General features: G+C 68.0%; 22 protein-coding genes. 21 read left to right on the top strand and 1 reads right to left on the bottom strand.

The features are described 5' to 3' along the window. Positions 1–20: 20 nt before the first annotated feature. The 14 genes from trpS to ASE63_RS16575 all read left to right on the top strand — a co-directional run bounded on the left by trpS (position 21) and on the right by ASE63_RS16575 (position 13,360). Positions 21–1,070: a tryptophan--tRNA ligase gene (gene trpS, locus ASE63_RS16640; RefSeq protein ID WP_056803520.1), complete on the top strand. Its 1,050-nt coding sequence runs from the start codon at positions 21–23 to the stop codon at positions 1,068–1,070. A 97-nt stretch (positions 1,071–1,167) separates the two neighbouring features. Beyond that, positions 1,168–1,662, top strand: coding sequence for a universal stress protein (locus tag ASE63_RS16635; RefSeq protein ID WP_056803517.1), 495 nt, complete (start codon positions 1,168–1,170; stop codon positions 1,660–1,662). Between the two features lie 115 nt (positions 1,663–1,777). Next, the gene (locus tag ASE63_RS16630) at positions 1,778–2,338 is read left to right on the top strand and encodes a NifU family protein (protein WP_056803514.1); all 561 of its coding nucleotides are present in this window, start codon (positions 1,778–1,780) and stop codon (positions 2,336–2,338) included. Positions 2,339–2,488: 150 nt separating this feature from the next. Continuing rightward, positions 2,489–3,172 (top strand): tRNA (adenosine(37)-N6)-threonylcarbamoyltransferase complex dimerization subunit type 1 TsaB, encoded by a 684-nt coding sequence (gene tsaB / locus ASE63_RS16625; protein WP_056803511.1) that lies wholly within the window; start codon positions 2,489–2,491, stop codon positions 3,170–3,172. A gap of 61 nt (positions 3,173–3,233) precedes the next feature. Then, a complete protein-coding gene (locus ASE63_RS16620; protein WP_056803508.1) occupies positions 3,234–3,731 on the top strand; it encodes a GNAT family N-acetyltransferase in 498 nt (165 codons plus the stop codon). Between the two features lie 16 nt (positions 3,732–3,747). After that, the gene (locus tag ASE63_RS16615; protein WP_056803505.1) at positions 3,748–4,569 is read left to right on the top strand and encodes a lysophospholipid acyltransferase family protein; all 822 of its coding nucleotides are present in this window, start codon (positions 3,748–3,750) and stop codon (positions 4,567–4,569) included. A 79-nt stretch (positions 4,570–4,648) separates the two neighbouring features. Continuing rightward, on the top strand, positions 4,649–6,058 hold the full coding sequence (gene miaB / locus ASE63_RS16610; protein ID WP_082610029.1) for a tRNA (N6-isopentenyl adenosine(37)-C2)-methylthiotransferase MiaB: 1,410 nt from the start codon (positions 4,649–4,651) through the stop codon (positions 6,056–6,058). A gap of 228 nt (positions 6,059–6,286) precedes the next feature. Next, positions 6,287–7,384, top strand: a complete 1,098-nt coding sequence (locus ASE63_RS16605) for a PhoH family protein (protein WP_082610028.1) — start codon at positions 6,287–6,289, stop codon at positions 7,382–7,384. After that, complete coding sequence (gene ybeY, locus ASE63_RS16600; protein WP_082610027.1) at positions 7,381–7,992, top strand: rRNA maturation RNase YbeY; 612 nt, start codon at positions 7,381–7,383, stop codon at positions 7,990–7,992. The genes ASE63_RS16605 and ybeY overlap by 4 nt, the downstream gene beginning before the upstream one ends. Then, positions 7,989–8,969 (top strand): hemolysin family protein, encoded by a 981-nt coding sequence (locus tag ASE63_RS16595; protein ID WP_082610026.1) that lies wholly within the window; start codon positions 7,989–7,991, stop codon positions 8,967–8,969. Before ybeY ends, ASE63_RS16595 begins: the two co-directional genes overlap by 4 nt. Further along, positions 8,969–10,564 carry an apolipoprotein N-acyltransferase gene (gene lnt / locus ASE63_RS16590; RefSeq protein WP_056803502.1) on the top strand — a complete coding sequence of 532 codons (1,596 nt, stop codon included), beginning with the start codon at positions 8,969–8,971 and terminating at the stop codon, positions 10,562–10,564. Before ASE63_RS16595 ends, lnt begins: the two co-directional genes overlap by 1 nt. A 92-nt stretch (positions 10,565–10,656) precedes the next feature. Then, positions 10,657–11,067 carry a helix-turn-helix transcriptional regulator gene (locus tag ASE63_RS16585; protein ID WP_082610034.1) on the top strand — a complete coding sequence of 137 codons (411 nt, stop codon included), beginning with the start codon at positions 10,657–10,659 and terminating at the stop codon, positions 11,065–11,067. 161 nt (positions 11,068–11,228) lie between these two features. Then, positions 11,229–12,434 carry a methionine adenosyltransferase gene (gene metK / locus ASE63_RS16580; protein ID WP_056803603.1) on the top strand — a complete coding sequence of 402 codons (1,206 nt, stop codon included), beginning with the start codon at positions 11,229–11,231 and terminating at the stop codon, positions 12,432–12,434. A gap of 233 nt (positions 12,435–12,667) precedes the next feature. After that, complete coding sequence (locus tag ASE63_RS16575) at positions 12,668–13,360, top strand: tRNA (guanine(46)-N(7))-methyltransferase TrmB (protein WP_056803497.1); 693 nt, start codon at positions 12,668–12,670, stop codon at positions 13,358–13,360. Here ASE63_RS16575 and ASE63_RS16570 read toward each other — a convergent pair. Further along, positions 13,335–14,423 carry a DUF2336 domain-containing protein gene (locus tag ASE63_RS16570; RefSeq protein WP_162261792.1) on the bottom strand — a complete coding sequence of 363 codons (1,089 nt, stop codon included), beginning with the start codon at positions 14,421–14,423 and terminating at the stop codon, positions 13,335–13,337. The two genes, ASE63_RS16575 and ASE63_RS16570, sit on opposite strands and share 26 nt — an antisense overlap. Before the next feature lie 341 nt (positions 14,424–14,764). Here ASE63_RS16570 and rimP point away from each other — a divergent pair, with 341 nt between their 5' ends. From rimP to ASE63_RS16535, 7 genes are all read left to right on the top strand, one after another. After that, a complete protein-coding gene (gene rimP, locus ASE63_RS16565; protein ID WP_082610024.1) occupies positions 14,765–15,457 on the top strand; it encodes a ribosome maturation factor RimP in 693 nt (230 codons plus the stop codon). A 5-nt stretch (positions 15,458–15,462) separates the two neighbouring features. Further along, complete coding sequence (nusA, locus tag ASE63_RS16560) at positions 15,463–17,076, top strand: transcription termination factor NusA (RefSeq protein ID WP_056803490.1); 1,614 nt, start codon at positions 15,463–15,465, stop codon at positions 17,074–17,076. Positions 17,077–17,090: 14 nt separating this feature from the next. Beyond that, a complete protein-coding gene (locus ASE63_RS16555) occupies positions 17,091–17,864 on the top strand; it encodes an RNA-binding protein (protein ID WP_056803487.1) in 774 nt (257 codons plus the stop codon). After that, on the top strand, positions 17,861–20,689 hold the full coding sequence (infB, locus tag ASE63_RS16550; RefSeq protein ID WP_056803483.1) for a translation initiation factor IF-2: 2,829 nt from the start codon (positions 17,861–17,863) through the stop codon (positions 20,687–20,689). Before ASE63_RS16555 ends, infB begins: the two co-directional genes overlap by 4 nt. Positions 20,690–20,843: 154 nt before the next feature. Continuing rightward, positions 20,844–21,272, top strand: a complete 429-nt coding sequence (rbfA, locus tag ASE63_RS16545; protein ID WP_056803480.1) for a 30S ribosome-binding factor RbfA — start codon at positions 20,844–20,846, stop codon at positions 21,270–21,272. Beyond that, positions 21,265–22,212 (top strand): tRNA pseudouridine(55) synthase TruB, encoded by a 948-nt coding sequence (truB, locus tag ASE63_RS16540; protein WP_056803477.1) that lies wholly within the window; start codon positions 21,265–21,267, stop codon positions 22,210–22,212. The genes rbfA and truB overlap by 8 nt, the downstream gene beginning before the upstream one ends. Positions 22,213–22,440: 228 nt before the next feature. Continuing rightward, positions 22,441–23,718, top strand: a 1,278-nt coding sequence (locus ASE63_RS16535) for a hypothetical protein (protein WP_156410422.1), incomplete at its 3' end; no start/stop codon positions are given.

Raw genomic sequence — 23,718 nt, 5'->3', positions numbered from 1 at the left:
CGTGACGACGGAGCGCCCCGATGGCGAGTTTTCACCAGCGCGTCTTCTCCGGCATGCAGCCGACCTCGACGCTGCATCTCGGCAATTATCTGGGCGCGCTGACCAATTGGGTGGCGATGCAGGAGACGCATGAGTGCATCTACTGCGTCGTCGACATGCACGCGATCACGATGTGGCAGGACCCGGCCGATCTGAAGCGGGCCATCCGCGAGGTCACGGCGGCCTATGTCGCGGCCGGAATCGACACCAAGAAGAGCATCATCTTCAACCAGAGCCAGGTCTCCGGCCATGCCGAGCTCGCCTGGATCACCAATTGCGTGGTGCGGCTGGGCTGGATGAACCGCATGACCCAGTTCAAGGAAAAGGCCGGCAAGGACAAGGAGAACGCCTCGCTGGGGCTCTACGCCTATCCAAGCCTGATGGCCGCCGACATCCTGCTCTACAAGGCGACGCATGTCCCCGTCGGCGAGGACCAGAAGCAGCATCTCGAGCTGACACGCGACACCGCCCAGAAGTTCAACAACGACTTCGCGGCGCAGATCGCCGGGCTCGAACTCGGCACCGGCGATCTTGGCTTCTTCCCGCTGCCGGAGCCGATGACGCAAGGCCCGGCGCCGCGCGTGATGAGCCTGCGCGACGGCACCAAGAAGATGTCGAAATCCGACGCCTCCGACAATTCGCGCATCAACCTGACCGATGACGCCGAGACGATCGCAACTAAGATCCGCAAGGCCAAGACCGATCCCGACGCCCTGCCTTCCGAGGAAAAGGGCCTGGAAGGCCGGGCCGAGGCCGAGAACCTCGTCGGGATCTATGCCGGGCTGAACGGCCAGACCAAGACGCAGGTGTTGGCCGAATTCGGCGGCAGCCAGTTCTCCGGCTTCAAGGCGGCGCTTGTCGATCTCGCGGTCGCCAAGCTCAGCCCCATCGCCGGCGAGATGCGCCGCCTGCTGGACGACGTCAGCCATATCGACGCCATCCTCGGTCGGGGAGCAGAGCGGGCGGAGGCCATCGCGGCGCCGATCATGCGCGACGTCAAGGACATCGTCGGCTTCGTGAGGCGCGGTTGATGCTGTGCGCGCCATCGCTGCGACATCAGCAGGCTTGCGCTGACGTTGCGGTGAGGGCCACGATGGCCCCTCCTGAGGCGGCGGCAGGGCGAGCGACATGGTGAAGCGACGGCGGTCCTATGAAACGGGCCATCGCCCGAAATTCCTCGCGGTCGTGGACGACAGCGCCGAATGCGCCAAGGCCGTGCGCTTCGCCGCGCGACGCTGCGCGCGCGTCGGCGCGGCGATGGTGCTGCTCGGCGTGGTCACGCCGCCCGAGCACGAAACCTGGCTCGGCGTCGGCGAGGTGATGCAGGCCGAAGCCGAGGCCGAAGCCGAGAAGCTGATCGAGGGCGCGGCGGCAGCCGTCCGCAGCCTCGCCGGGCTCGAGCCCGAGCGCGTCGTCCGCACCGGCGACAAGGCCGACGAGGTCGTCAAGCTGATCGAGGCGGACGAGGACATCTCGCTGCTCGTGCTGGCGGCCGGCACGGGCCGCGACGGGCCCGGCCCGCTGGTCAGCGCGCTGGCCGGCAAATCGGCGGCGAGCTTCCCGATCCCGGTCGCGATCGTTCCCGGCCATCTCGAGGACGAGGAAATCGACGCGCTGGCCTGACCGCGGCCAAACGCCCGGCGGGTGACCACGCTTCGCGCTGGAATGATTCCACGCAGGCGCCTATATCGAAGCTTGGAACGGCGGCCTTGAACCGTCCGGAACCGGAGATTCGACCATGTTCATCCAGACCGAAGCCACACCCAATCCCGCGACGCTGAAATTCCTGCCCGGCCGCGCCGTGATGCCGGAAGGCACGCTTGAGCTGCGCGATGCCGAGCAGGCCGAGCGCTCCCCGCTGGCGCAGCGCCTGTTCGGCGTGAACGGCGTCTCCGGCGTCTTCCTCGGCGCGGATTTCATCACGGTGACGAAGTCGGATGGCGAATGGCCGCATCTGAAACCCGCGATCCTCGGCGCGATCATGGAGCATTTCATGTCGGGCGCGCCGGTGCTCGCGAACGGCTCGCAGGCGGATGTCATCGAGGAGGGCGAGTTCTTCGCTCCCGAGGACGCGCAGACCGTCGAGACGATCAAGGACCTGCTCGAGACCCGCATCCGCCCGGCGGTCGCGGGCGACGGCGGCGACATCACCTTCCGCGGCTTCAAGGACGGCACCGTCTATCTCGCGATGAAGGGCTCCTGCTCCGGCTGCCCCTCCTCGACCGCGACGCTGAAGCACGGCATCCAGAACCTGCTGCGCCACTTCCTGCCGGATGTGCGCGAGGTCGAAGCGATTTGAGGAGCCCAAGCCTGTTTCGGCTTGATTGGTCCTTGATTATGGCTTTGGTGGAATTCCCATCCGCGCCGTCATTCCGGGTGCAGCGAAGCGGCGCTGGTCCGGAACGACGGCGCGTTCCTATTGGCGTCCTGACTGGTTGACCCGAACCTGATGCGTATCCTCGCGATCGACACTGCGCTCGGCGCCTGTTCGGCCTGTGTGCTCGACGCGGGCAGGCCTGAGCCGCTCGCCATCGAGCAGACCGCGATGGACCGCGGTCATGCCGAGGCGCTGATGCCGATGATCGAGCGCGTCATGAGTGCGGTCGAGGGCGGCTTCTCCTCGCTCGACCGCGTCGCGGTAACTATCGGGCCCGGCAGCTATACGGGCCTGCGCGTCGGCGTCAGCGCCGCGCGCGCCATCGCGCTGGCGGCCGAAATTCCCGCCGTCGGGGTCACCACGGTCGCCGCCTGCGCCGCCCCGCTGGTCGGGCGCGAATCGGGCCGGGTGATCGCCGCGGCGCTCGACGCCAAGCACGGGCAGGTCTGGTTCCAGGCGCTGAGTTCGGAAGGCAGGCAGATCGTGGCGTTGCGCCAGGTCAGCTATCGCGACGCCGCGCGCGCCATCGGGGCCGGACCGGTCAGCCTGGTCGGCTCGGCGGCGCTTTCGGTCGCCAACGAGGCCTGGGCGATCGGGCTCGACGCGCTGGTGCTCGACGATGCGCGGGCGCCCGACGTCACCTGGGTGGCCCGGCTCGGCATAATCGCCGACCCGCAATCCGCACCGGCGCGACCGCTCTATCTCAAGGCGCCGGAGACGACGCCGCAGGACCGCGCCCGCCTGCCCCGGCGCTGATCTTGGGTATTGCTGGGCCATACGGGGCTTGCCAGCCGGCGCGGCTGTGCCATCAAGCGGCATGAACTGGTTGCAGAGATTGCTCCACCCGACCGCGACCCCGGCCCGGATCGCCCATCTCGATGCACGCCATGCCCGCGACGTCGCGGCGCTGCACCAGCAGGGCGGCTTCGCTCGCGGCTGGGAGCCCGGCGAATGCGCCGCCCTGCTGGCCGATGCCAGCGTCGCGGGCGACGGCGTCTTTCCCGGTCAGGCCTCGCGACCGGCCGGCTTCGTGATGTCGCGCAAGGCGGCCGACGAGGCCGAAATCCTCTCGATCGTGATCGCGCCCGGCCATCGCCGCAGCGGGCTGGCGGCGATCCTGCTCGGTACCCATCTGTCGCGGCTCGCCGGCAGCGGCGTCGCCCAGGTCTTCCTCGAGGTTGAGGATGGCAATGTCGCGGCCGAGCGACTTTATCGGCATCTCGGTTTCCGGGAAGTAGGCCGCCGCAAGGGCTACTATCCCAAGCCGGACGGCAGCCGCGTGGCGGCGATCGCGATGCGGCTCGATCTCGGGTGAGCGAGGGACGACGCGAATGAAAGGGTTCTCTCCCGGCGCGATCCTGCGGCTCTCGCTCCTGAGCCTGGGCACTGCAGCGCTGATACCGGCGCAGCTTCTCGTGATGCGACTGGCACCGAAGCACGGCACCAGGCTCCCCCTGTTGTTCCACCGGCTGACCTGCCGCTGTCTCGGCGTGAAGCGCCGCGTCCGGGGCACGCCGCCGCCGCCCGGCAGCAGCGGGCTGATCGTCGCGAACCATGTCTCCTGGCTGGACATCTCGGTGCTCGGAGCCGAGCGGCCGGTCTGTTTCGTCGCGAAAAGAGAGGTGGAGGGCTGGCCGGTGATTGGCTTTCTCGCCGATCTGCAACGCACGCTCTATATCGACCGCTCGCGCCGCGCGGCGACCGCCGATGTCGCAGCCCAGATGGGCGCGCGCCTCTCGGACGGGGAAGCGGTCGTTCTGTTCGCCGAAGGAACGACCGGCGACGGCACGCGGATCCTGCAGCTGCGCTCCTCGCTACTGGGAGCGGCTCATGAGGCTCTCGGACGGGGCGAAAGCGGGCAGGACGGGGAAGCGGATATCGCGGTCTATCCACTGACGATCAGTTATACCGGCTTCCATGGCATGGCCGGCGGGCGGTTCGAGCGCAGCGCGCTGGCCTGGTATGGCGATACGGAACTCGGCCCCCATCTCAAGACGGTGCTCGGCATCGGCGCAATCGATGTCGAGCTGGCCTGGGGCGCACCGATCACGATGGGCCGCCAGACCTCACGCAAGGAGGCGACGCGGCTCGCCGCGGCGGCGATCCGCAAGGCCCGCCAGGAAACCGTGAGCGGATGGCCGCCGATCGCTTGACCGAAGGATGAGGCGGGCGGACATTTCCACAGGCCGCGATCCGGAGTAAGGAGACGGTTTGGAGACCAGACCCGGCGCAATGAAGAAAGTCCACATCAAGTCCTTCGGCTGCCAGATGAACGTCTATGACGGGCAGCGCATGGCCGACATCCTGGGCGAGCAGGGTTTCGAGGAAACGGCGACGCCGGAAGGCGCGGACCTGATCCTGCTCAACACCTGCCATATCCGGGACCGGGCGGTTCAGAAGGTCTACACCGAGCTCGGCAAGCTGCGGGACATCAAGAACGCGCAGAAGGCCGAGGGGCAGGACACGCGCATCGTCGTCGCCGGCTGCGTCGCGCAGGCCGAAGGCGCGGAGATCCAGAAGCGCCAGCCAGCAGTGGATCTCGTCGTCGGCCCGCAGGCCTATCATCGCCTGCCGGAACTGCTTGAGCAGGCGCGCAGGGCCCGCGTGGTCGATACCGACCTGCCGATCGACGACAAGTTCGGGCATCTTCCGGCACCGCGGCCCCAAGTGATCCGCCAGCGCGGCATCTCCGCCTTCGTCACGGTGCAGGAAGGCTGCGACAAGTTCTGCGCCTTCTGCGTCGTGCCGTATACCCGCGGCGCCGAATTCTCCCGGCCGGTCGATCAGGTCATGGCCGAGATCGAGCGGCTTGCGGGGGCGGGCGTGCAGGACGTCACGCTGATCGGCCAGAACGTCAACGCCTATCACGGCGAGGGGCCGGACGGGCGCGTCTGGGGGCTGGCGCGGTTGATGCATCGCGTCGCCGATGTCCCCGGCATCAACCGCATCCGCTACACCACCAGCCATCCGCGTGACATGGACGACGATCTGATCGCCGCCCATCGCGACTTGGCCCAGGTGATGCCGTTCCTGCATCTGCCGGTGCAGGCGGGGTCCGACCGCATTCTCGCGGCGATGAACCGCAAGCACACCGCCGACGAGTATCGCCGGCTGATCGGGCGCATCCGCGAGGCCAGGCCCGACATCGCGCTGTCCTCCGATTTCATCGTCGGTTTCCCCGGCGAGAGCGATGCTGATTTCGAGGACACGATCCGTCTCGTCGACGAGATCGGCTTCGCCTCGAGCTATTCGTTTAAATACTCGTCGCGGCCGGGCACCCCGGCTTCCGATTTCGGCGATCAGGTTCCGTCGGCGGTGATGGACGAGCGGCTCTATCGCCTGCAGGAGCGTATCGAGCATCACCGGCAGGCCTTCAACCATGCCATGGTCGGGCGCACCATCGAGATCCTGCTCGAGCGGGCCGGGCGTCATCCGGGACAGCTTGCGGGAAAATCGCCCTACCTTCAGGCTGTGCAGATCGAGACGCAGACGAATCAGATCGGCGACAGGGTTCAGGTGGTGATCGAGCGGGCGGGGTCCAACTCGCTGTTCGGCCGCAAGGCCGACGCGGAACCGGCAGTTCAGCCGTCTGGAGCGGAGGCATCGCCGCGGCAGGGCTCGGCCAAGGAGATGGCCGCTTGATCGCCCTCCAGACGTGCAAGCCGGCCGCGGCGGTCGATGCCTGGACTTCCTGTCATCAGGCTGAAACCGACGCAGCCGCTGATAATGACGACGCTTCCGCCAGACCACCCGGCCCCACAATTCCGTCCGGCCGGAACAGGCGCCAGGGAGACGACGCTTTTGGCACAGCCTGACTCCCCCAATCCAAGGCCGGAACGCGGATCGCGGCGCGATCTCGCCCCTGCGACCATGGACGTGCTGACCCGCGAGGGCCTGCCGGCGACCGAGGTCCTGCTCTCCTTCGATGACAACCGGCTGGCGAGCCTGGTCTTCGGCCATTACGACCAGAATCTCGCGCATCTCGAACGCCGGCTCGGCGTGGTGATCAGCCCGAACGGCAACCATGTCACCGTCAAGGGGCCGCGCGAGACTGCCGAGCAGGCCGGCCGCGTCCTGAAAACGCTCTATGCCCGGGCCAAGGCCGGCGCCTCTGTCACGCTGGGCGAAGTCGACGGCGCAATCGAGGAGAGCAATGTCCAACGCTCGCTCTTCCCGGCCGCCGACACCGGAAAGGCCTCGTTCGACGCCATCGTGACGCGCAAGCGCGGCCCGGTAAGGGCGCGCAACGCGGCGCAGGACGCCTATTTGCGCCAGCTCAAGCGTAACGAGCTCGTGCTCGCGGAAGGCCCGGCCGGCACCGGAAAGACCTGGCTCGCGGTCGGCCACGCCGTCTCGCTGATCGAGCAGGGCGTGGTCGAGCGGATGATTCTGTCGCGCCCGGCGGTGGAGGCCGGCGAACGGCTCGGCTTCCTGCCGGGCGACATGCGCGAGAAGGTCGATCCCTATCTCCGGCCGATCTACGACGCGCTCAACGACTTCATGGAGGCGCGGCATCTCGAGCGCGCGCTGCAGACCGGCATGATCGAGATCGCGCCGCTCGCCTTCATGCGCGGCCGCACCCTGACCAACGCCGTCGTCCTGCTCGACGAGGCGCAGAACGCGACCTCGGTCCAGATGAAGATGTTCCTGACCCGCCTCGGCGAGGGCTCGCGCATGATCATCACCGGCGACCCGTCGCAGATCGACCTGCCGCCGGGCCAGCGCTCGGGGCTGATCGAGGCGGTGAAGCTGCTCTCCGGCGTCGAGGGCGTCGGCCATGCCCGGTTCGAGGAAGGCGATGTCGTGCGCCACGATCTCGTGCGCCGCATCGTCATGGCCTATGAGGGCGCGGCCCGGCGCGAACGCGACGAACGGGAAGAACGGATGCGCAGCGCCGCGAGCGACACCCCGCTCGAAGGCGACGCCGAGGGGCTGAAACGAACCCTCTCGCGGGAGCGCCCGCGATGACCGACCGACCTCGCGCGCGGCGTCAGGCGCCGCGCCCCGAGACCCCGCTGCCCAGCCTCGCCGTTGCGCTCCGGGTGCAGTCGCGTAAATGGCGCGCGCTGGGCGACACGGCGGCTTTGCGCCAGTGCGCGCTCCAGGCGATCCAGGCCGCGCTGGCGGTCGCGCCCGTGCGGCCGAGCGAGGGCGCCGAACTCAGCCTGCTCCTGACCGACGACAAGCGCATCCGCGTCGTCAACCGCGACTGGCGCGGCTTCGACAAGGCGACCAACGTGCTGTCCTTCCCTGCCGCGCCGCCCGCCCGGATCGCGACCAGCCCGGTCCTTGGCGACATCGTGATCGCCTATGAGACCGTCGAGCGCGAGGCGCAGGCCGAAGGCAAGAGCCTGAGCGACCATTTCAGCCATCTCGTCATCCATGGCCTGCTGCATCTGCTCGGCGAAGATCACGAGACCGACGCCGAAGCCGAGCGGATGGAGGGCCTCGAGATCGCGGCCCTCGCCGAGCTCGGCATCGCCGACCCCTATGCGGAGGGCGAACTCGTCGCCCACCCTGCCGCCCCAGCGGCTTCCAACCCAGCCCCTTCCGGAAACCAGTCCCCCAGATCATGAGCGACGACAGTCGACAATCCCCGAACGAAGCCGGTCGCGGCCTCTCCCATTGGCTCGGCCAGTTCCTCGACAGGCTCGGCCTGCGCGGCGGCGGCACCATCCGCGAGGACATCACCGAGGCGCTCGCCCAGAACAGCGACCAGCTTGCCGATCTGAGTACGCAGGAGCGCGCCATGCTCTCCAATGTGCTGAGCCTGCGCGAACGGCGCGTCGGCGACGTGATGGTCCCTCGGGCAGACATCATCGCGGTCCCGGCCGATGCGACGCTCGACGAGCTTCTGGCACTCTTCAGGACGGCCGGGCATTCGCGGCTGCCGGTTTTCGACGATTCCCTCGATGACCCCCGCGGCATGGTCCATATCCGCGACTTCCTCGAGTTCATCGCCGGCCAAGCCAAGGCCGAGTCCACCGCCGGACTGTCGGAGCCGGCCTTACACGACCTCTCCGCCGTCGATCTCTCGATGATGCTGGCCGACACCAAGATCCTGCGCCCCGTTCTCTATGTGCCGCCCTCGATGCCCGCGGTCGACCTGTTGGTGCGGATGCAGGCGACGCGGACGCATATCGCGCTGGTGATCGACGAATATGGCGGCACGGACGGGCTGGTCACCATCGAGGACCTGATCGAGATCGTCGTCGGCGACATCGAGGACGAGCATGATCAGGAGGAAGCGCCGGCGATCGCACCGGCCGAGGACGGTGTCTACATGGCCGATGCCCGCGCGACGCTCGAAGATTTGAAGCTCGCGACCGGAATCGACCTGTCGGAGACGGCGATCGCCGAGGATGTCGATACGCTCGGCGGCCTGATCGTGACGCTGGCCGGCCATGTCCCGGCGCAGGGCGAGATCGTCGACGGCCCCGAAGGGCTGAGCTTCGCCATCGTCGAGGCCGATCAGCGGCGCGTGAAGCGCCTGAGCATCCGCCACGGCGCCCCCGCACCATCCGAAACTCCAGAGCCGGCGGAACGCGATTGATGCGCATCGCTGCGCTGGCCGACAGCGTCATCCTCGCCTGGGGCTGGCGAAAATGGCTGATCGCGCTCGTGGCCGGAGCCTGCGGCGCACTCGCCTTGCCGCCGCTCGATCTCTGGCCGCTGCTCGTCGTGCCGATGACGATGGCCGTCTGGCTTATCGACGGCGCCGTGGGCACGAGCAGGGCGGCTCGTTTCCGCGCCGCGGCGGTCGTCGGCTGGTGGTGGGGGTTCGGCTTCTTCCTCGCCGGCTTCTGGTGGCTGGGGGCAGCCTTTCTGGTCGAGGCCGATAAATTCGCCTGGGCGATGCCGCTCGGCGTCGTCGCGCTGCCGGCCGGTCTTGCCATCTTCCCGGCGCTGGCGTTCGGTTGCTCGCGGCTCGCCTGGCCGGCCGGGGCGGGGCGCATCCTCGTACTGGCGGTCGTGCTTTCGCTCAGCGAGTGGCTGCGCGGCCATGTGCTGACGGGCTTCCCCTGGAACGTCTACGGCATGATGCTGGCGGGACAATTCCAGATTGCGCAGTTCGCCTCGATCGCGGGGCTCTACGGGCTGACGCTCGTCGCGATCGCGATCGGTGCCGCACCGGCGACGCTGGGAACCGCGGAAACCCGCGCCGGCCGCTGGCGCGCGCCGGCCACGGCAGCGCTTGTCCTGATAGGCCTCGTCGGCTTCGGCCTCTGGCGCGTGCCGGCCGCGCCGGTGCCGCTGGTCGCAGGCGTGAAGCTGCGGCTGATGCAGCCCAACCTGCCGCAGGACGCCAAGTTCAACCCGCGCAATGGCGAGGCGATCCTGAACAACTATCTGGCGCTGAGCGACCGGGCGACGAGCCCCTCCACACCGGGCGTCCAGGCCGTCACCCATCTGATCTGGCCGGAATCGGCCTTTCCCTTCCTCCTCGGACGCACGCCGCAGGCGCTCTCGCGGATCGCGACATTGCTGCCGCCGGGCACGACGCTGATCACCGGCGCCGCCCGCGCCGGAGAGGCGCTGCCGGGCGAGAGCCGGCCGCCGATCTTCAATTCGATCCAGGTGGTCGACGACGAGGGCTCGATCGTCTCGAGCTACGACAAGGTGCATCTCGTGCCGTTCGGCGAATACCTGCCGGCCGTGTTCGACCGACTGATCCGCAGCCTCGGCCTTTCGGAATTCGTCGCGATACCAGGCGGCTTCGCCGCCGGAACACGGCGGCTACCGCTCACGATCCGCGGCCTGCCGCCGGCGGCTCCGCTGATCTGCTACGAGGTCATCTTCCCGGGCGCCGTCGCACCTCAGGGGCCGCGCGCCGGCTTCCTGCTCAACCTGACCAATGACGGGTGGTTCGGCCAGACCAGCGGCCCCTATCAGCATTTCGCCCAGGCGCGGCTGCGGGCGATCGAGGAGGGGCTGCCGCTGGTGCGGGTCGCCAATACCGGAATCTCGGCCGTCACCGACGGTTATGGGCGCGTCATCGCGAGCCTGCCGCTCGGTAACGAGGGCGTGCTCGATGCCGGCCTGCCGCGCGGGGGACCCGCCACTTTGTACGCACAATTCGGCGACTTGATCTATGCGGTCCTTCTCGCAGGTTTCCTGCTTCTCTCACGCCTGCTGCCGCGCGGCTGATCGGCCCCGCGACGCCTTAAACTAATTGACTACGCCGCTCCGGGCGATCATGCATCCGGGGGTGGCAAGATGAGCCAAGGCTGTCGTTCATGCTGAAGAAAGTCCCGAACCCGATCGACCGCCATGTCGGCAGCCGCGTGCGCATGCGCCGCATGCTCGCCGGGGTGAGCCAGGAAAAGCTTGGAGAAGGGCTCGGGCTAACCTTCCAGCAGATCCAGAAATACGAGAAGGGCTCGAACCGGATCAGCGCGAGCCGGCTGCAGCAGATCGCCAAGATGCTCGACGTACCCGTGTCGTTCTTTTTCGAGGGCGCACCGACCGGCGACATGCCGACCGGCGGATTTTCGGATGCCGCCTCCAGCGCCTATGTCCCCGACTTCATGGGAAGCAGCGAAGGCGTGCAACTGACGAAGGCCTTCGTGCGCATCAAGGACAGCAAGGTCAGGCGGCGGATCATCGACCTGGTCGAGGCGCTCGCCGAAGAAGGCGGCGAAAACGCCTGATTCAGCATCATTTTTGTTCGTCCTGACGAACAATCCTCCCGATAAACGGATTACGGTGCTTGACGGCGAACGCATCCGCTGCAAAGAGGGTGGCCGTTTTCGCCGATCGGTTCCGTCATGGCGCCGGTCACCCGCTTTCTGCGCATAAGGGCTGCCCGATCGTGTCACGCCAGAATTACCTGTTCACCAGCGAGTCCGTCGGCGAGGGCCATCCCGACAAGATCTGCGACCGGATTTCCGACGAGGTCGTCGATCTGTTCTTCAAGGAAGCGGCCAAGGCCGGCATGGACGCCGCCCAGGTTCGCGTCGCGTGCGAGACACTGGCGACGACCAACCGCGTCGTCATCGCCGGCGAGGTCCGCACCTCGCTCGACGAGAAGGCGATGAAGAGCAAGGTCAAGTCGGCCGCGCGCAGGGCGATCAAGGCGATCGGCTACGAGCAGGACGGCTTCCACTGGAAGAAGTGCAAGATCGACGTGCTGCTGCACGCCCAGTCTGTCGATATCGCCCAGGGCGTCGATGCCTCCGGCAACAAGGACGAGGGCGCGGGCGACCAGGGCATCATGTTCGGCTATGCCTGCCGCGAGACGCCCGAGCTGATGCCGGCCCCGCTCTATTATTCGCACAAGATCCTCGAAGTGCTGGCCAAGGCGCGCCACGCCAAGGAAGGCGGCGCCGCCAAGCTCGGCCCCGACGCCAAGAGCCAGGTCACGGTCAAGTACGAGAACGGCAAGCCCGTCGGCGTGACCCAGATCGTGCTGTCGACCCAGCACACCGACGAGAGCCTGACCTCGGCCGACGTCCGCAAGATCGTCGAGCCCTATATCCGAGAGACTCTGCCCGAGGGCTGGATCTCGAAGGAGACCGTCTGGCACGTCAACCCGACCGGCAAGTTCGTGATCGGCGGCCCTGATGGCGACACCGGCCTGACCGGCCGCAAGATCATCGTCGATACCTATGGTGGCGCGGCCCCGCATGGCGGCGGCGCGTTCTCCGGCAAGGACCCGACCAAGGTCGACCGGTCGGCCGCCTATGCGGCACGCTATCTCGCCAAGAACGTCGTTGCGGCCAAGCTCGCCGAGCGCTGCACGATCCAGCTCTCCTATGCCATCGGCGTCGCCAAGCCGCTGTCGATCTATGTCGACCTGCATGGCACCGGCAAGGTCGACGAGGCCAGGCTCGAGGCCGTGCTGGGCGAAGTCATGGACCTGACGCCGCGCGGTATCCGCACGCATCTGGCCCTCAACAAGCCGATCTACGCCAAGTCGGCGGCTTATGGCCATTTCGGCCGCAAGGCCGGCCGCGACGGCAGCTTCTCCTGGGAGAAGACCGATCTGGTCGACGCTCTGAAGAAGGCCGTCGCCTGAACAGGCCCGGCGTAAAGCCCGTATCGAGAAGGCCGGGCTCAACCCCGGCCTTTTTCTTTTGAGAGGTCGCGCTACAACCGCATCGTCATTCCGGACGCAGCGAAGCGAAGACCCCAAATCCATCGTAGAGTTCGGTGGCCTCCGATGGTTTCCGGATCGGCGCGGCTTGCGCCGCCTGTCCGGAATGACGACGTGTTTCCACCGCGATGACAAGGCTGCGAGAACGATCCGCAATGACAAACGACTACGATCCCGATCGCGCCTTCTTCGGCCGCCGCAAGGGCAAGGCGCTGCGCGACGGCCAGAGCACGATGATCGACACCGTACTGCCGCGGCTGCGGCTGCCGGAGGGCGAGATCGCCAATCTCGGCGCACTGTTCCCGCAGCCGGTCGAGGCCATCAGGCTGGAGATCGGCTTCGGTGGCGGCGAGCATCTGCTCAGCCGCATGCGCGAGAGCCCGGAGATCGGCTTCATCGGTGTCGAGCCGTTCATCAACGGCATGGCCAAGTTCCTCGCCGTCATCGAGCGCGAGGGACTGACCAATATCCGGATCTGGGACGGCGATGCGGCGCTGATGCTGCCGCGCCTGCCCACCGGGTCGCTCGACGCGATCGACCTGCTCTACCCCGATCCGTGGCCTAAGCGGCGGCAACGCAAGCGCCGTTTTGTCTCGGACAGGACGCTGTCGCTGTTCGCCCGCGTCCTGCGGCCGGGCGGGCGCTTCCGCTTCGCCAGCGATATCGACGACTATGTCGGCTGGACGCTCTCGCGCCTGGCGAGCTCGCCCGATTTCGACTGGGCGGACGAACGTGCGGACGACTGGCGCCAGCCCTATCCCGGCTGGATCCGCACCCGCTACGAGGCCAAGGCGGTCGCGGCGGGGCGCGTGCCGAGCTACCTCACTGCTGCGCGTCGCGCATCCTGAGGAAGCCGAGGACGCGCTGCGCCGTCGGCAGGGAGAGGCCGCGGAAATGCTGGCGGGCCCGTTCGATCGCGGGCTCCGACTTGCCGAAATCCTTGCGCAGGCCGATCAGCGCGGCCGTGGTCTCCCATGACCAGCCCAACCCCCTGGCGACGATCAGCACCGCGTCGCGGTCGGCGCCGAGGATGATCTGCTCCGTCGCCGGCAGCCCGAGCTGGGCCATCACGGCGACGGCACAGATCGCGTGCTCGGTCGCGCCGGCCCTGGCGAAGCCTGCTACCTTGTTCTCGTCGAGCTCGCCGGCCTCGTTCAGGCGAGCGACCTCGACCAGCGCCGCGTTCACAGTGTCGAGATCGCCGCGGATCTGCGCCTGGGCGGCGACAGCCAAAGCGCCGCGCTCGACCGCGCCGTCGACCGCACCGGCGAGAGCCGGCTCGAGGCTGGCGGTCAGGCGGCGACGGGCGGAGCTTTTCGCCGCCGCCATCAGCTGGGCGGCGAGCTCGGCTGGAATGTCGCGCCGCGCGCCCAGGGCCATCTGCAGGGCGTCGTCCTGGACCGCGCGCATGACGAGCACGCCCATGCCATGGTGCGAGAAGCGCGCCGTGTGGTTTGCGGCGATGGCGTGGGTGACAACCCGGCCACCGCGCAGGATCAGGAAATCAGTGACAGGTTCGCCCAGATCCTGCCGTTCGGTGATCGCGAGCATGTGGTCTCGCCCCTTGGCCGCCGAAATCGCGACGAGATCCTGATCGGTCAGGCGTGCCGAACCGACCAGGACGGGACGTGCCACGGCGATCTCATCGAGCGCCAACTGCCGGACTACCCCCGTCGGAGCGTTCGGAACCGGCGCGAGTCGCTCCGAAAGCTCTATCCGGGCCCTCAGCTCGATCGCGCGCGAGAGCCGGCCGATCACGACATCGAAAATGCCGACCTGGTCCTCGTCCATGGCCGGAGCCGCGCTCAGGAACAGATCGGTCAGACGCGAAACGATCTGGGCTCGGTCGTAGACCGAGCCGCGCAGCATCGTCGCCTCAAGATCGCGCAACAGCGTACCGACAGAACTCATACTCATCCCCGAACAACGCGCGGCGCGAGGAGCATGACGTAGAAGGATGACCAGCCGGTTAGCGTCCGGAGGAAAGCGCGCCGGCGCGCCGCACCGCCGAGGACGCTTGCATGCATGAGCGATGCGGATTAAATAACGGCGTAACAGCTCTGGTTTCGGTATCAGCCGATGATCAAGAGCGGGCCTGCCGGCCCGCTCTTTTTTATTGGCTAAAGCCCAGCCAGGCTGGGCATGATGCCGGACAGGCGTCGGCCGCGCTTCAAGCGGCCCGTCTCGACGATCATCTGCCGATCCTTCGGTCGGAGCTGGGTCCTTGCCCACTCCAGACAGGCAGTCAGGACATGAACGAGCCGACAGCGACGGACCAGGACAACGACAGGCGCATCGTCGTCGAAAGCGGCGTCGCGGGACGCGTGGCTGCGATCGTGGAGCCAGCCATCGCCGATCTCGGTTATCGGCTGGTGCGCGTCCGCGTCTCCGGTCAAAACGGCTGCACCGTGCAGATCATGGCCGAGAGGCCCGACGGCACGATGAATGTCGAGGGTTGCGAAGAGGTCAGCCAGGCTGTCTCGCCGGCGCTCGACGTCGACGATCCCATCCAGGCCGCCTATCACCTCGAGGTGTCTTCGCCGGGAATCGACCGGCCGCTGGTGCGCGCGGGTGATTTCGCCCGCTGGGCCGGGCATCTCGCCAAGATCGATACCGAGCCGGCGCATAACGGGCGCAAGCGCTTCCGCGGCATCCTGCGCGGCGTCGAGGGCGGCAATGCGCTGTTGTCGCGCGACGATGCCAGGACGGAAGAGGAGCGCGACGTCGCGATTCCGATGACGCTCATCGCCGATGCCCGGCTGGTGCTCACCGACGCGCTCGTGACCGAATCGCTGCGTCGCGGCAAGTCCGGCCTGCCGCCCGAGATGCCGGCGGCCGAAGAAATCTCCGGCCCCAGGAAGGGCCGAGGAAAATCGCTGGGACCCCGACCGGGCACGAAAGCCCGCGGACCGGCTCCGCACGAAGACAAGAACGAGGAGGAGTGAGCGTCATGGTCGTCAGCGCCAACAGGCTCGAACTGCTGCAGATCGCGGACGCGGTCGCCCGCGAGAAGTCGATCGACCGGCAGATCGTCGTCGACGCGATGCAGGATGCGATCGCCAAGGCCGCCCGCTCGCGCTACGGCGCCGAGACGGACGTCCATGCCGAGATCAACACCAAGACCGGCGAGCTCCGGCTCGCGCGCCACCTCCAGGTGGTTGACCAGGTCGAGAACGGCGCCGTCGAGATCACCGTCGACGAGGCCAAGCGCCACAATCCTGCTGCGCAAGTCGGGGATGTCATCGCCGATCCGCTGCCGCCCTTCGATTTCGGCCGCATCGCGGCGCAGTCGGCCAAGCAGGTCATCGTGCAGAAGGTGCGCGAGGCCGAGCGCGATCGCCAGTACGACGAGTACAAGGACCGCATCGGCGAGATCGTCAACGGCGCGGTCAAGCGCGTCGAATACGGCAACGTCTTCGTCGATCTCGGCCGCGGCGAGGCGATCATCCGCCGCGACGAGATGATCCCGCGCGAGACCTTCAAGGTCGGCGACCGGGCGCGGGCCTATGTCTACGACGTGCGTCGCGAGCCGCGCGGTCCGCAGATCTTCCTGTCGCGCACCCATCCGCAGTTCATGGCCAAGCTGTTCGGCCAGGAAGTGCCGGAAATCTATGACGGCATCGTCGAGGTGAAGGCTGTCGCCCGCGATCCGGGCTCGCGCGCCAAGATCGCCGTCATCAGCCGCGATTCCTCGATCGACCCGGTCGGCGCCTGCGTCGGCATGAGGGGCTCGCGCGTTCAGGCCGTCGTCGGCGAATTGCAGGGCGAGAAGATCGACATCATCCCGTGGTCGCCCGATGTCGCGACCTTCGTCGTCAATGCGCTGCAGCCGGCGGAAGTCGCCAAGGTCGTGCTCGACGAGGAAGCCGACAAGATCGAGGTCGTGGTGCCCGACGAGCAGCTCTCGCTCGCCATCGGCCGGCGCGGCCAGAACGTGCGCCTCGCCTCGCAGCTGACCGGCTGGGACATCGACATCCTGACCGAGGCCGAGGAATCGGAGCGCCGCCAGAAGGAGTTCCTGAGCCGCACCGAGATCTTCATGAACGCGCTGAACGTCGACGAGACGGTCGGCCAGTTGCTCGCCTCGGAAGGTTTCCGGAGCGTCGAGGAAGTCGCCTATGTCGACCCGTCCGAGCTGGCCTCGATCGAAGGCTTCGACGAGGATACCGGCGCCGAGATCCAGTCGCGCGCCCAGGAGTATCTCGCTGCTGTCGAGGCCGAGTTCGACGAGAAGCGCCGTGCGCTCGGCGTCGAGGACGCCTTGCGCGAGGTCGCCGGCATCACCACTTCCATGATGGTGGCGCTGGGCGAGAACGACGTGAAGACCGTCGATGATCTTGCCGGCTGCGCCACCGACGATCTCGTCGGCTGGACCGAGCGCAAGGATGGCGAGACCACCCGCCACTCCGGCTATCTCGATGGTTTCGACCTGTCGCGGCAGGATGCAGAGGCGATCGTCATGGCCGCTCGCATTCATGCGGGCTGGGTCGAGGCGCCGCCTGAAGAGATTGAGGAGGCCGCTGAGCCCGACCTTCCGGCCGCTGGCGAGGCGGCCGAGGCCTGAGCCGGACGGAAGCGATGAAAGCGGCCGCAGCAGGCGGCGAGCGCGGCACCCGCGCGGAGCGCAAGGACGGTCCGGAGCGTAGCTGCGTCGTCACGCGGACGGTCAAGGCGCCTGAGGACCTGATCCGCTTCGTGGTGGGCCCGGACGGCATCCTGGTTCCGGACCTGCGGCGCAAGCTGCCGGGTCGAGGCGTTTGGATCAGCCTCAGCGCCTCGATGGTCGGCGAGGCGATCAAGCGGCGCGCCTTCGAGCGATCGCTCAAGGCCAAGGTCGTCGTACCGCCCGATTTGGCTGCGATGATCGACAGCCTGATGCTGAAGGATGCGCAGCAGGCGCTGGCCATGTCGAACAAGGCAGGGCTGGTGCAGGCCGGTTTCGCCAAGGTCGAAGCGGTGATCGGCTCCGGGCGCTGCGCAGCGGTGATCGAGGCCAGCGACGGCGCCGAGGATGGCCGCCGCAAGATCGGCCAAGCCCTCCGGCGGGCCGAACTGGCCCGCGCGGAGGCCGGCCTGAAGCCGCGCAAAGTGCCCGTCGTGTCAATTTTCGCGGGCGAAGATTTGGAATTGGCGTTGGGGCGGGCACATGTGATACATGCGGCCCTTGCTCCGGGGCCGGCGGCCGAGGGTTTCCTCTCCCGCTGGCGTCGACTCGTCCGCTACCGGACGGACGATGCCGGCGCAATCCACCCGGATGAGCCGGCTTCCCCCGGCTCGATCGATGACGATTCCGTAGACCAACGAACGACCGAACCGGCTGGACCGAACGCGGCAGGACCGAGCACAGAATGAGCGATACCAAGACCCCGGGCGACAAGACCTTGACCGTCAGCCCTCCGAAGACCCTGACCTTGAAGCGTCCTGTCGAGCAGAGCACTGTCCGGCAGAGCTTCTCGCATGGGCGCTCCAAGCAGGTCGTCGTGGAGGTCAAGCGCCGCGTCCCGGGTACCGAGGTCAAGGAGCAGGCGCCCCCGCGCCCGGCCGCCCCCCAACCCCAGCAGGCGGCACCTCGCCCGGCTCCGGCCGCGCCGCCCGCGCGCCCTGCGTCCGGCATGCTGCTGCGCACTCTGTCCGAAGAAGAGAAGGACGCCCGTCAGCGCGCACTCTCGGATTCGCGCAGCCGGGAGGCTGAAGCGCGCCGGATCGCCGAGGACGAGGCACGCCAGCGCGCGATGGCTCTCGAGCGCGAGCGCCAGGAGCGTGAAGCCGCCCTTGCTCGCCAACGCGAGGAAGAGGAGCGCCGCCGCCAGGAGGACGACCGCAAGCGCCGCGCCGAAAGCACGGCGCGCCAGCGCATGGACGAGCCCCAGGCTCCGCAGCCGCCGCGCGAGTCGGCGCCGCCGGCGCCGCGGCCCGAAGGGAGCGCTCCCCAGGCTCCCGCCCATGTTCAGGCTCCGCGGCCTGCTCCTTCCGGCCCGCGTCCCGATTTCGCCCCGCGCAGCCCGATGCGCGATGTCGGCGCTCGCCCGCCGCGGCTCGACTCGCGGCCGCCGCGCCTCGATACACCGCGGCCGCCGCGCCCCGTCGATGCAACGGCTCCGGCCGAGCCTGCCGTCGTTCGCCCGGCACGCCAGGCGCCCTCGACCGCTGCCCCGCGTAGCCGTCCCGATGATGGCGAAGCGCGTCCCGCCTTCCGCCGTCCCGGCGGTTTTTCCGGCGGTCCGCCGCGCGGCGCGCCCGTGCCCGCCCCCAAGACACCCAAGGTCGGCGAAAAGCCGCGCGGCCGCCTGACGCTCTCCACCGCGACCGGTGGTGACGACGAGCGCACCCGTTCGGTCGCCGCCTTCCGCCGCCGCGTCCAGCGCATGACCGGGCACCGCGCTTCGGATGTCGCCAAGGAACGCGTGATGCGCGAGGTGATCGTTCCCGAGACGATCACCATCCAGGAACTCGCGAACCGCATGTCGGAGCGCGGCGTCGACGTCATCCGCCTGCTGATGAAGCAGGGCGCGATGCACAAGATCACGGACGTGATCGACGCCGACACGGCCCAGCTGGTGGCCGAGGAAATGGGTCACACCGTCAAGCGCGTCGCCGAATCCGACGTCGAGGAGGGCCTGTTCGACACGCCTGACACCGACGAGATGCTCGCGCAGCGCCCCGCCGTCGTGACGATCATGGGGCATGTCGACCACGGCAAGACCTCGCTGCTCGACGCGATCCGCCAGACGCATGTCGTCTCGGGCGAGGCCGGCGGCATCACCCAGCATATCGGCGCCTATCAGGTGACGACGCCGTCCGGCGCCAAGGTGACCTTCATCGACACGCCCGGCCACGCCGCCTTCACGGCGATGCGCGCCCGCGGCGCCAAGGTGACGGACGTCGTCGTGCTGGTCGTCGCGGCCGATGACGGCGTCATGCCGCAGACGGTCGAGGCCATCAATCACGCGAAGGCCGCCGGCGTTCCGCTGATCGTGGCGATCAACAAGATCGACAAGTCCGACGCAAACCCCGACCGGGTCCGTTCCGAACTGCTGCAATACGAGATCCAGGTCGAGACGCTCGGCGGCGAGACACTGGAGGTCGAGGTTTCCGCCAAGACCCGCATGAACCTCGACAAGCTGCTCGAGGCGATCGCGCTGCAGGCCGAACTGCTCGACCTCAAGGCCAACCCCGAGCGTCCGGCCGAAGGCACCGTCATCGAGGCCAAGCTCGACCGTGGCCGCGGCCCGGTCGCGACCGTGCTCGTCCAGCGCGGCACGCTGCGCACCGGCGACATCGTCGTGGCGGGTGCGGAATGGGGCCGCGTGCGCGCGCTCATCACCGATACCGGCGCGCAGATCAAGGAGGCTCCGCCCTCCATGCCGGTCGAGGTTCTCGGCTTCAACGGCACGCCTGAGGCCGGCGACCGCGTGGCGGTCGTCGAATCCGAGGCGCGCGCTCGCGAGGTCACCGATTATCGCGAGCGCCAGCGCCGCGAGCGTCTGGCCGTGCGCGGCGGAGCTTCGGGCGGCGGGCGTTCGCTCGCCGAGATGATGCGCGACCTCAAGGAGGGCGCGGGCCGCAAGGAGTTCCCGCTCGTCATCAAGGGCGACGTGCAGGGCTCCGTCGAAGCCATCGTCGGAACGCTGGAGAAGGTCGGCAACGACGAGGTGCGCGCTCGCGTGCTGCAGTCGGGCGTCGGCGCGATCACCGAATCCGACATCACGCTTGCCCAGGCATCGGGTGCTGCCGTGATCGGCTTCAACGTTCGCGCCCACAAGGAAGCGCGCGAGGCGGCCGAACGGGCCGGCGTCGAGATCCGTTACTACAACATCATCTACAACCTCGTGGATGATGTAAAAGCGGCGATGTCGGGCCTTCTGGCCCCGACCCTGCGCGAGACCATGCTCGGCAATGCGCAGATCCTCGAGATCTTCGCTGTCTCGAAGGTCGGCAAGATCGCCGGCTGCCGCGTCAGCGATGGCACGATCGAGCGTGGCGCCAATGTTCGCCTGATCCGCGACGGCGTCGTGGTCCATGAGGGCAAGCTCGCCCAGCTCAAGCGCTTCAAGGATGACGCCAAGGAAGTCGTGGCGGGCCAGGACTGCGGCATGTCCTTCGAGAACTACCAGGACATGCGTGTCGGCGACGTGATCGAGTGCTACCGCGTCGAGGAGATCAAGCGCACGCTGTAAGGCGTCCGCTTGCCCAAGAAGCACGTCATGGCCGGGCTCGACCCGGCCATCTCGTGACGAGCAGAGCACAGCGCAACGGCTCATCCTGCAAGAGATGGTCGGGTCACGCCCGACCACGACGTTTGATCCGGTCCGATCCCGGAGAACGAGAACCATGGCAAAAACATCAAGACCTTCCGGCCCTTCGCAGCGGCAATTGCGCATCGGCGAAGTCATTCGACATGCTCTCGCCGAGATGCTTTCGCGCGGGGACATCCATGACGACGTCCTCGCCAAGCACGTCGTGACGGTGCCAGAGGTGCGCCTGTCGTCCGACCTGAAGCTCGCGACCTGCTTCATCATGCCCCTCGGCGGCGGTGACGCGAAGCCGGTGCTCAAGGCGCTGAACGACCACAAGCGCTATATCCGCGGCGAGATCGCCCACCGGGTGAACCTGAAATTCGCGCCCGATATCCGCTTCCTCCAGGATGAGAGCTTCGCCGAGGCGGAGCGCGTCGACGCCATCCTCCATTCCGAAAAGGTGCGCCAGGATCTCCTGAAGCAGCCGCTCAGGATCCAGCCGGACGACCAGGACGATGACTGAACCGACCTCACCGGATGCGCTCGAAACGCAGGGGCAGAGCTTCGCGCCTCGGCCGAAGAGGCGTGACGTTCATGGCTGGGTGGTGCTCGACAAGCCTGTCGGCATGACCTCGACCCACGCGGTCGCGGTGGTCAAGCGCGCCTTTGCCGCGAAGAAGGCCGGCCATGCCGGCACGCTCGACCCGCTCGCCTCCGGCCTGCTGCCGATCGCGCTCGGCGAAGCGACCAAGACCGTCCCCTTCGTGATGGACGGGCGCAAGGCCTATCAGTTCACCGTGGCCTGGGGCACGCAAACCGATACGGACGACACCGAGGGCAAGGTCATCGCGACCGCCGATGGGCGCCCCGACGAGGCGGCGATCGCGGCGCTGCTGCCGCGCTTCACGGGTACGATCCAGCAGGTGCCCCCCAAATTCTCGGCCATAAAGATCGCCGGCGAGCGCGCTTATGATCTCGCGCGCGACGGCGAGGACGTCGTGCTGGAGGCCAGACCCGTCGAGATCGACGCGCTGCGCATCGTCTCGCATGACGGTGCCACCACGACCTTCGAGGCCGAATGCGGCAAGGGCACCTATGTCCGGGCGATCGCGCGCGACCTCGGCATCACGCTCGGCTGCCTCGGCCATGTCGCCCATCTGAGACGCACCCGCGTCGGCCCGTTCGACATTGCGGATGCCGCCAGCGTCGAGGCGCTGCGCGAGAGCACCGAGAGCGCCGCGGCGGCGCTGCTGCCCGTCAAGGCCGCGCTCACGCTGATCCCGGAGATCGTGGTCCATCGCGACGCGGCGCTCCGGCTGAAGCGCGGCCAGAGCGTGCTGCTGCGCGGGCGCGACGCGCCGGTCGAGAGTCAGTCGGTCTATACGACCTGCGGTGGCGTCCTCATCGCCACGGGCATGATCGACCAGGGCGAATTCGTGCCGCACCGGGTCTTCAATCTTTGATCGGCGCCCAGTAGCCGCCGATCTCGCAGGACCCGCGCAACTTGCGCGAAGCTTGCGGAGCGACGGCAATCGCCGTTCGGGCGCGCTGCGCGGGCCCGAACTTAAAGGCGCCGTTAACGGCCGGCCCGCTATGCCCGCCAGACAACGCTCCAGCATCCTGAAAGTCCCGCATGGTTGCGGCTCGACTGCGTGCCGGATTCGAGGCGGCGGCCGTAGGGACACAACGCCATGCGCGTAACGCATTTCCTGATCTGCACCATCGCGGCCGGTGGCGCAGCGATCCTTGCCAGCGGCTTTGTCGCTTACAACCAGATGCAGGCGCTTTCCACCGCCCGCGAGGCCCGCGACCTGGTCGTCGCATCGGAGAGCATCAGCCGGGTCATCGAGCGGGCCGCGATCGAACGCGGCGCGATGACCCAGGTGATCCTGGCCGCGGACCCCGACGGCAGGATCGCAGCCGCGGAGGCCGAGGCAGCGCGGGAGACGGATGCACGCATCATTCAGATGCAGCAAAGCGTCGCCGAGACCTCGTTGATCGAGCGTCCGGAGATCGCCGATCAGCTGAAGCAGATCGGCCAGCGTCTCGGCGAGGCGCGACGTCTGGCGCGTGTCGAAGGCGCAAAGCCACGGGACCAGCGCGACCCGAAGGCCGCCCAGGCCTTTAGCGCTTCGGTGCTCGCTTTGCTGAACGAGCAGGCCGCGCTGCAGCGGCGCATCGGCGCGACGATCGGCATGATCAGCCCCGACGTCAGCAACACGATGACGCTCGGAGAGCTGGCGACCACGATGCGCGAGGCTGCCGGCAGCCGCTCGGTGCACTATACCCAGTTCGTCGGCAGTGGCGTGAAGCTGACGCCGGAGGCGATCTCGCAGGTCAACCGCCTGGGCGGCCGCATCGAGCAGCTCTGGGAGCTGGTCGACCAGTCGCTGGCGCAGATGGCGGCGACGCCCCAGCTCCGCGCCGCCATCGAGGGCGCGAAGACAGGCTTCCGCGACGAGGAAACCCGGACCTATGCCGCGATGTATGAGGCGGCTCGCGAGGGCAAGCCTGCCGGCATGAGCCTGGCAGATTGGCGCGCCTGGACCCAGAAGTCGCTCGCGACCATTCTGCAGATGCGCGACGCCGCCTTCGAGCAGGCGCGGGCCGAGATCAACGCCGATCTTTCGGTCGCCGGCTGGCGCTTGGCGCTCTCGCTGCTCGCGATCCTGGTGGTGACGGGCGCTGTCGTGACCGTCGTGCTGCTGTTCAATCGCGGCGTCGTCCGTCCGCTCGGCCGGCTGGCCCGGTCGGTCGAACTGATGCTGTCCGGTGCCGACGACGCCCAGATTCCGGCCAGGGTCGGCATGGTCGAGGTCGATGCGATCAGCCACGCGCTCGGCGATTTCCAGGCCAATATCCAGCGCGTTCGCGCGCTTGAGGCCCAGGAGCAGGCAGCGGCTGAGGCGCGTCTCGCCCGGGCGCAGTCGATGGAGGCGGTGGTGTCCGATGTCGGCGAGGTCGTGGCT

This window comes from Allobosea sp. Root381, assembly GCF_001429395.1.
Classification (GTDB): Bacteria; Pseudomonadota; Alphaproteobacteria; order Rhizobiales; family Beijerinckiaceae; genus Allobosea.
This window is presented reverse-complemented; position numbering and strand designations above follow the sequence as displayed.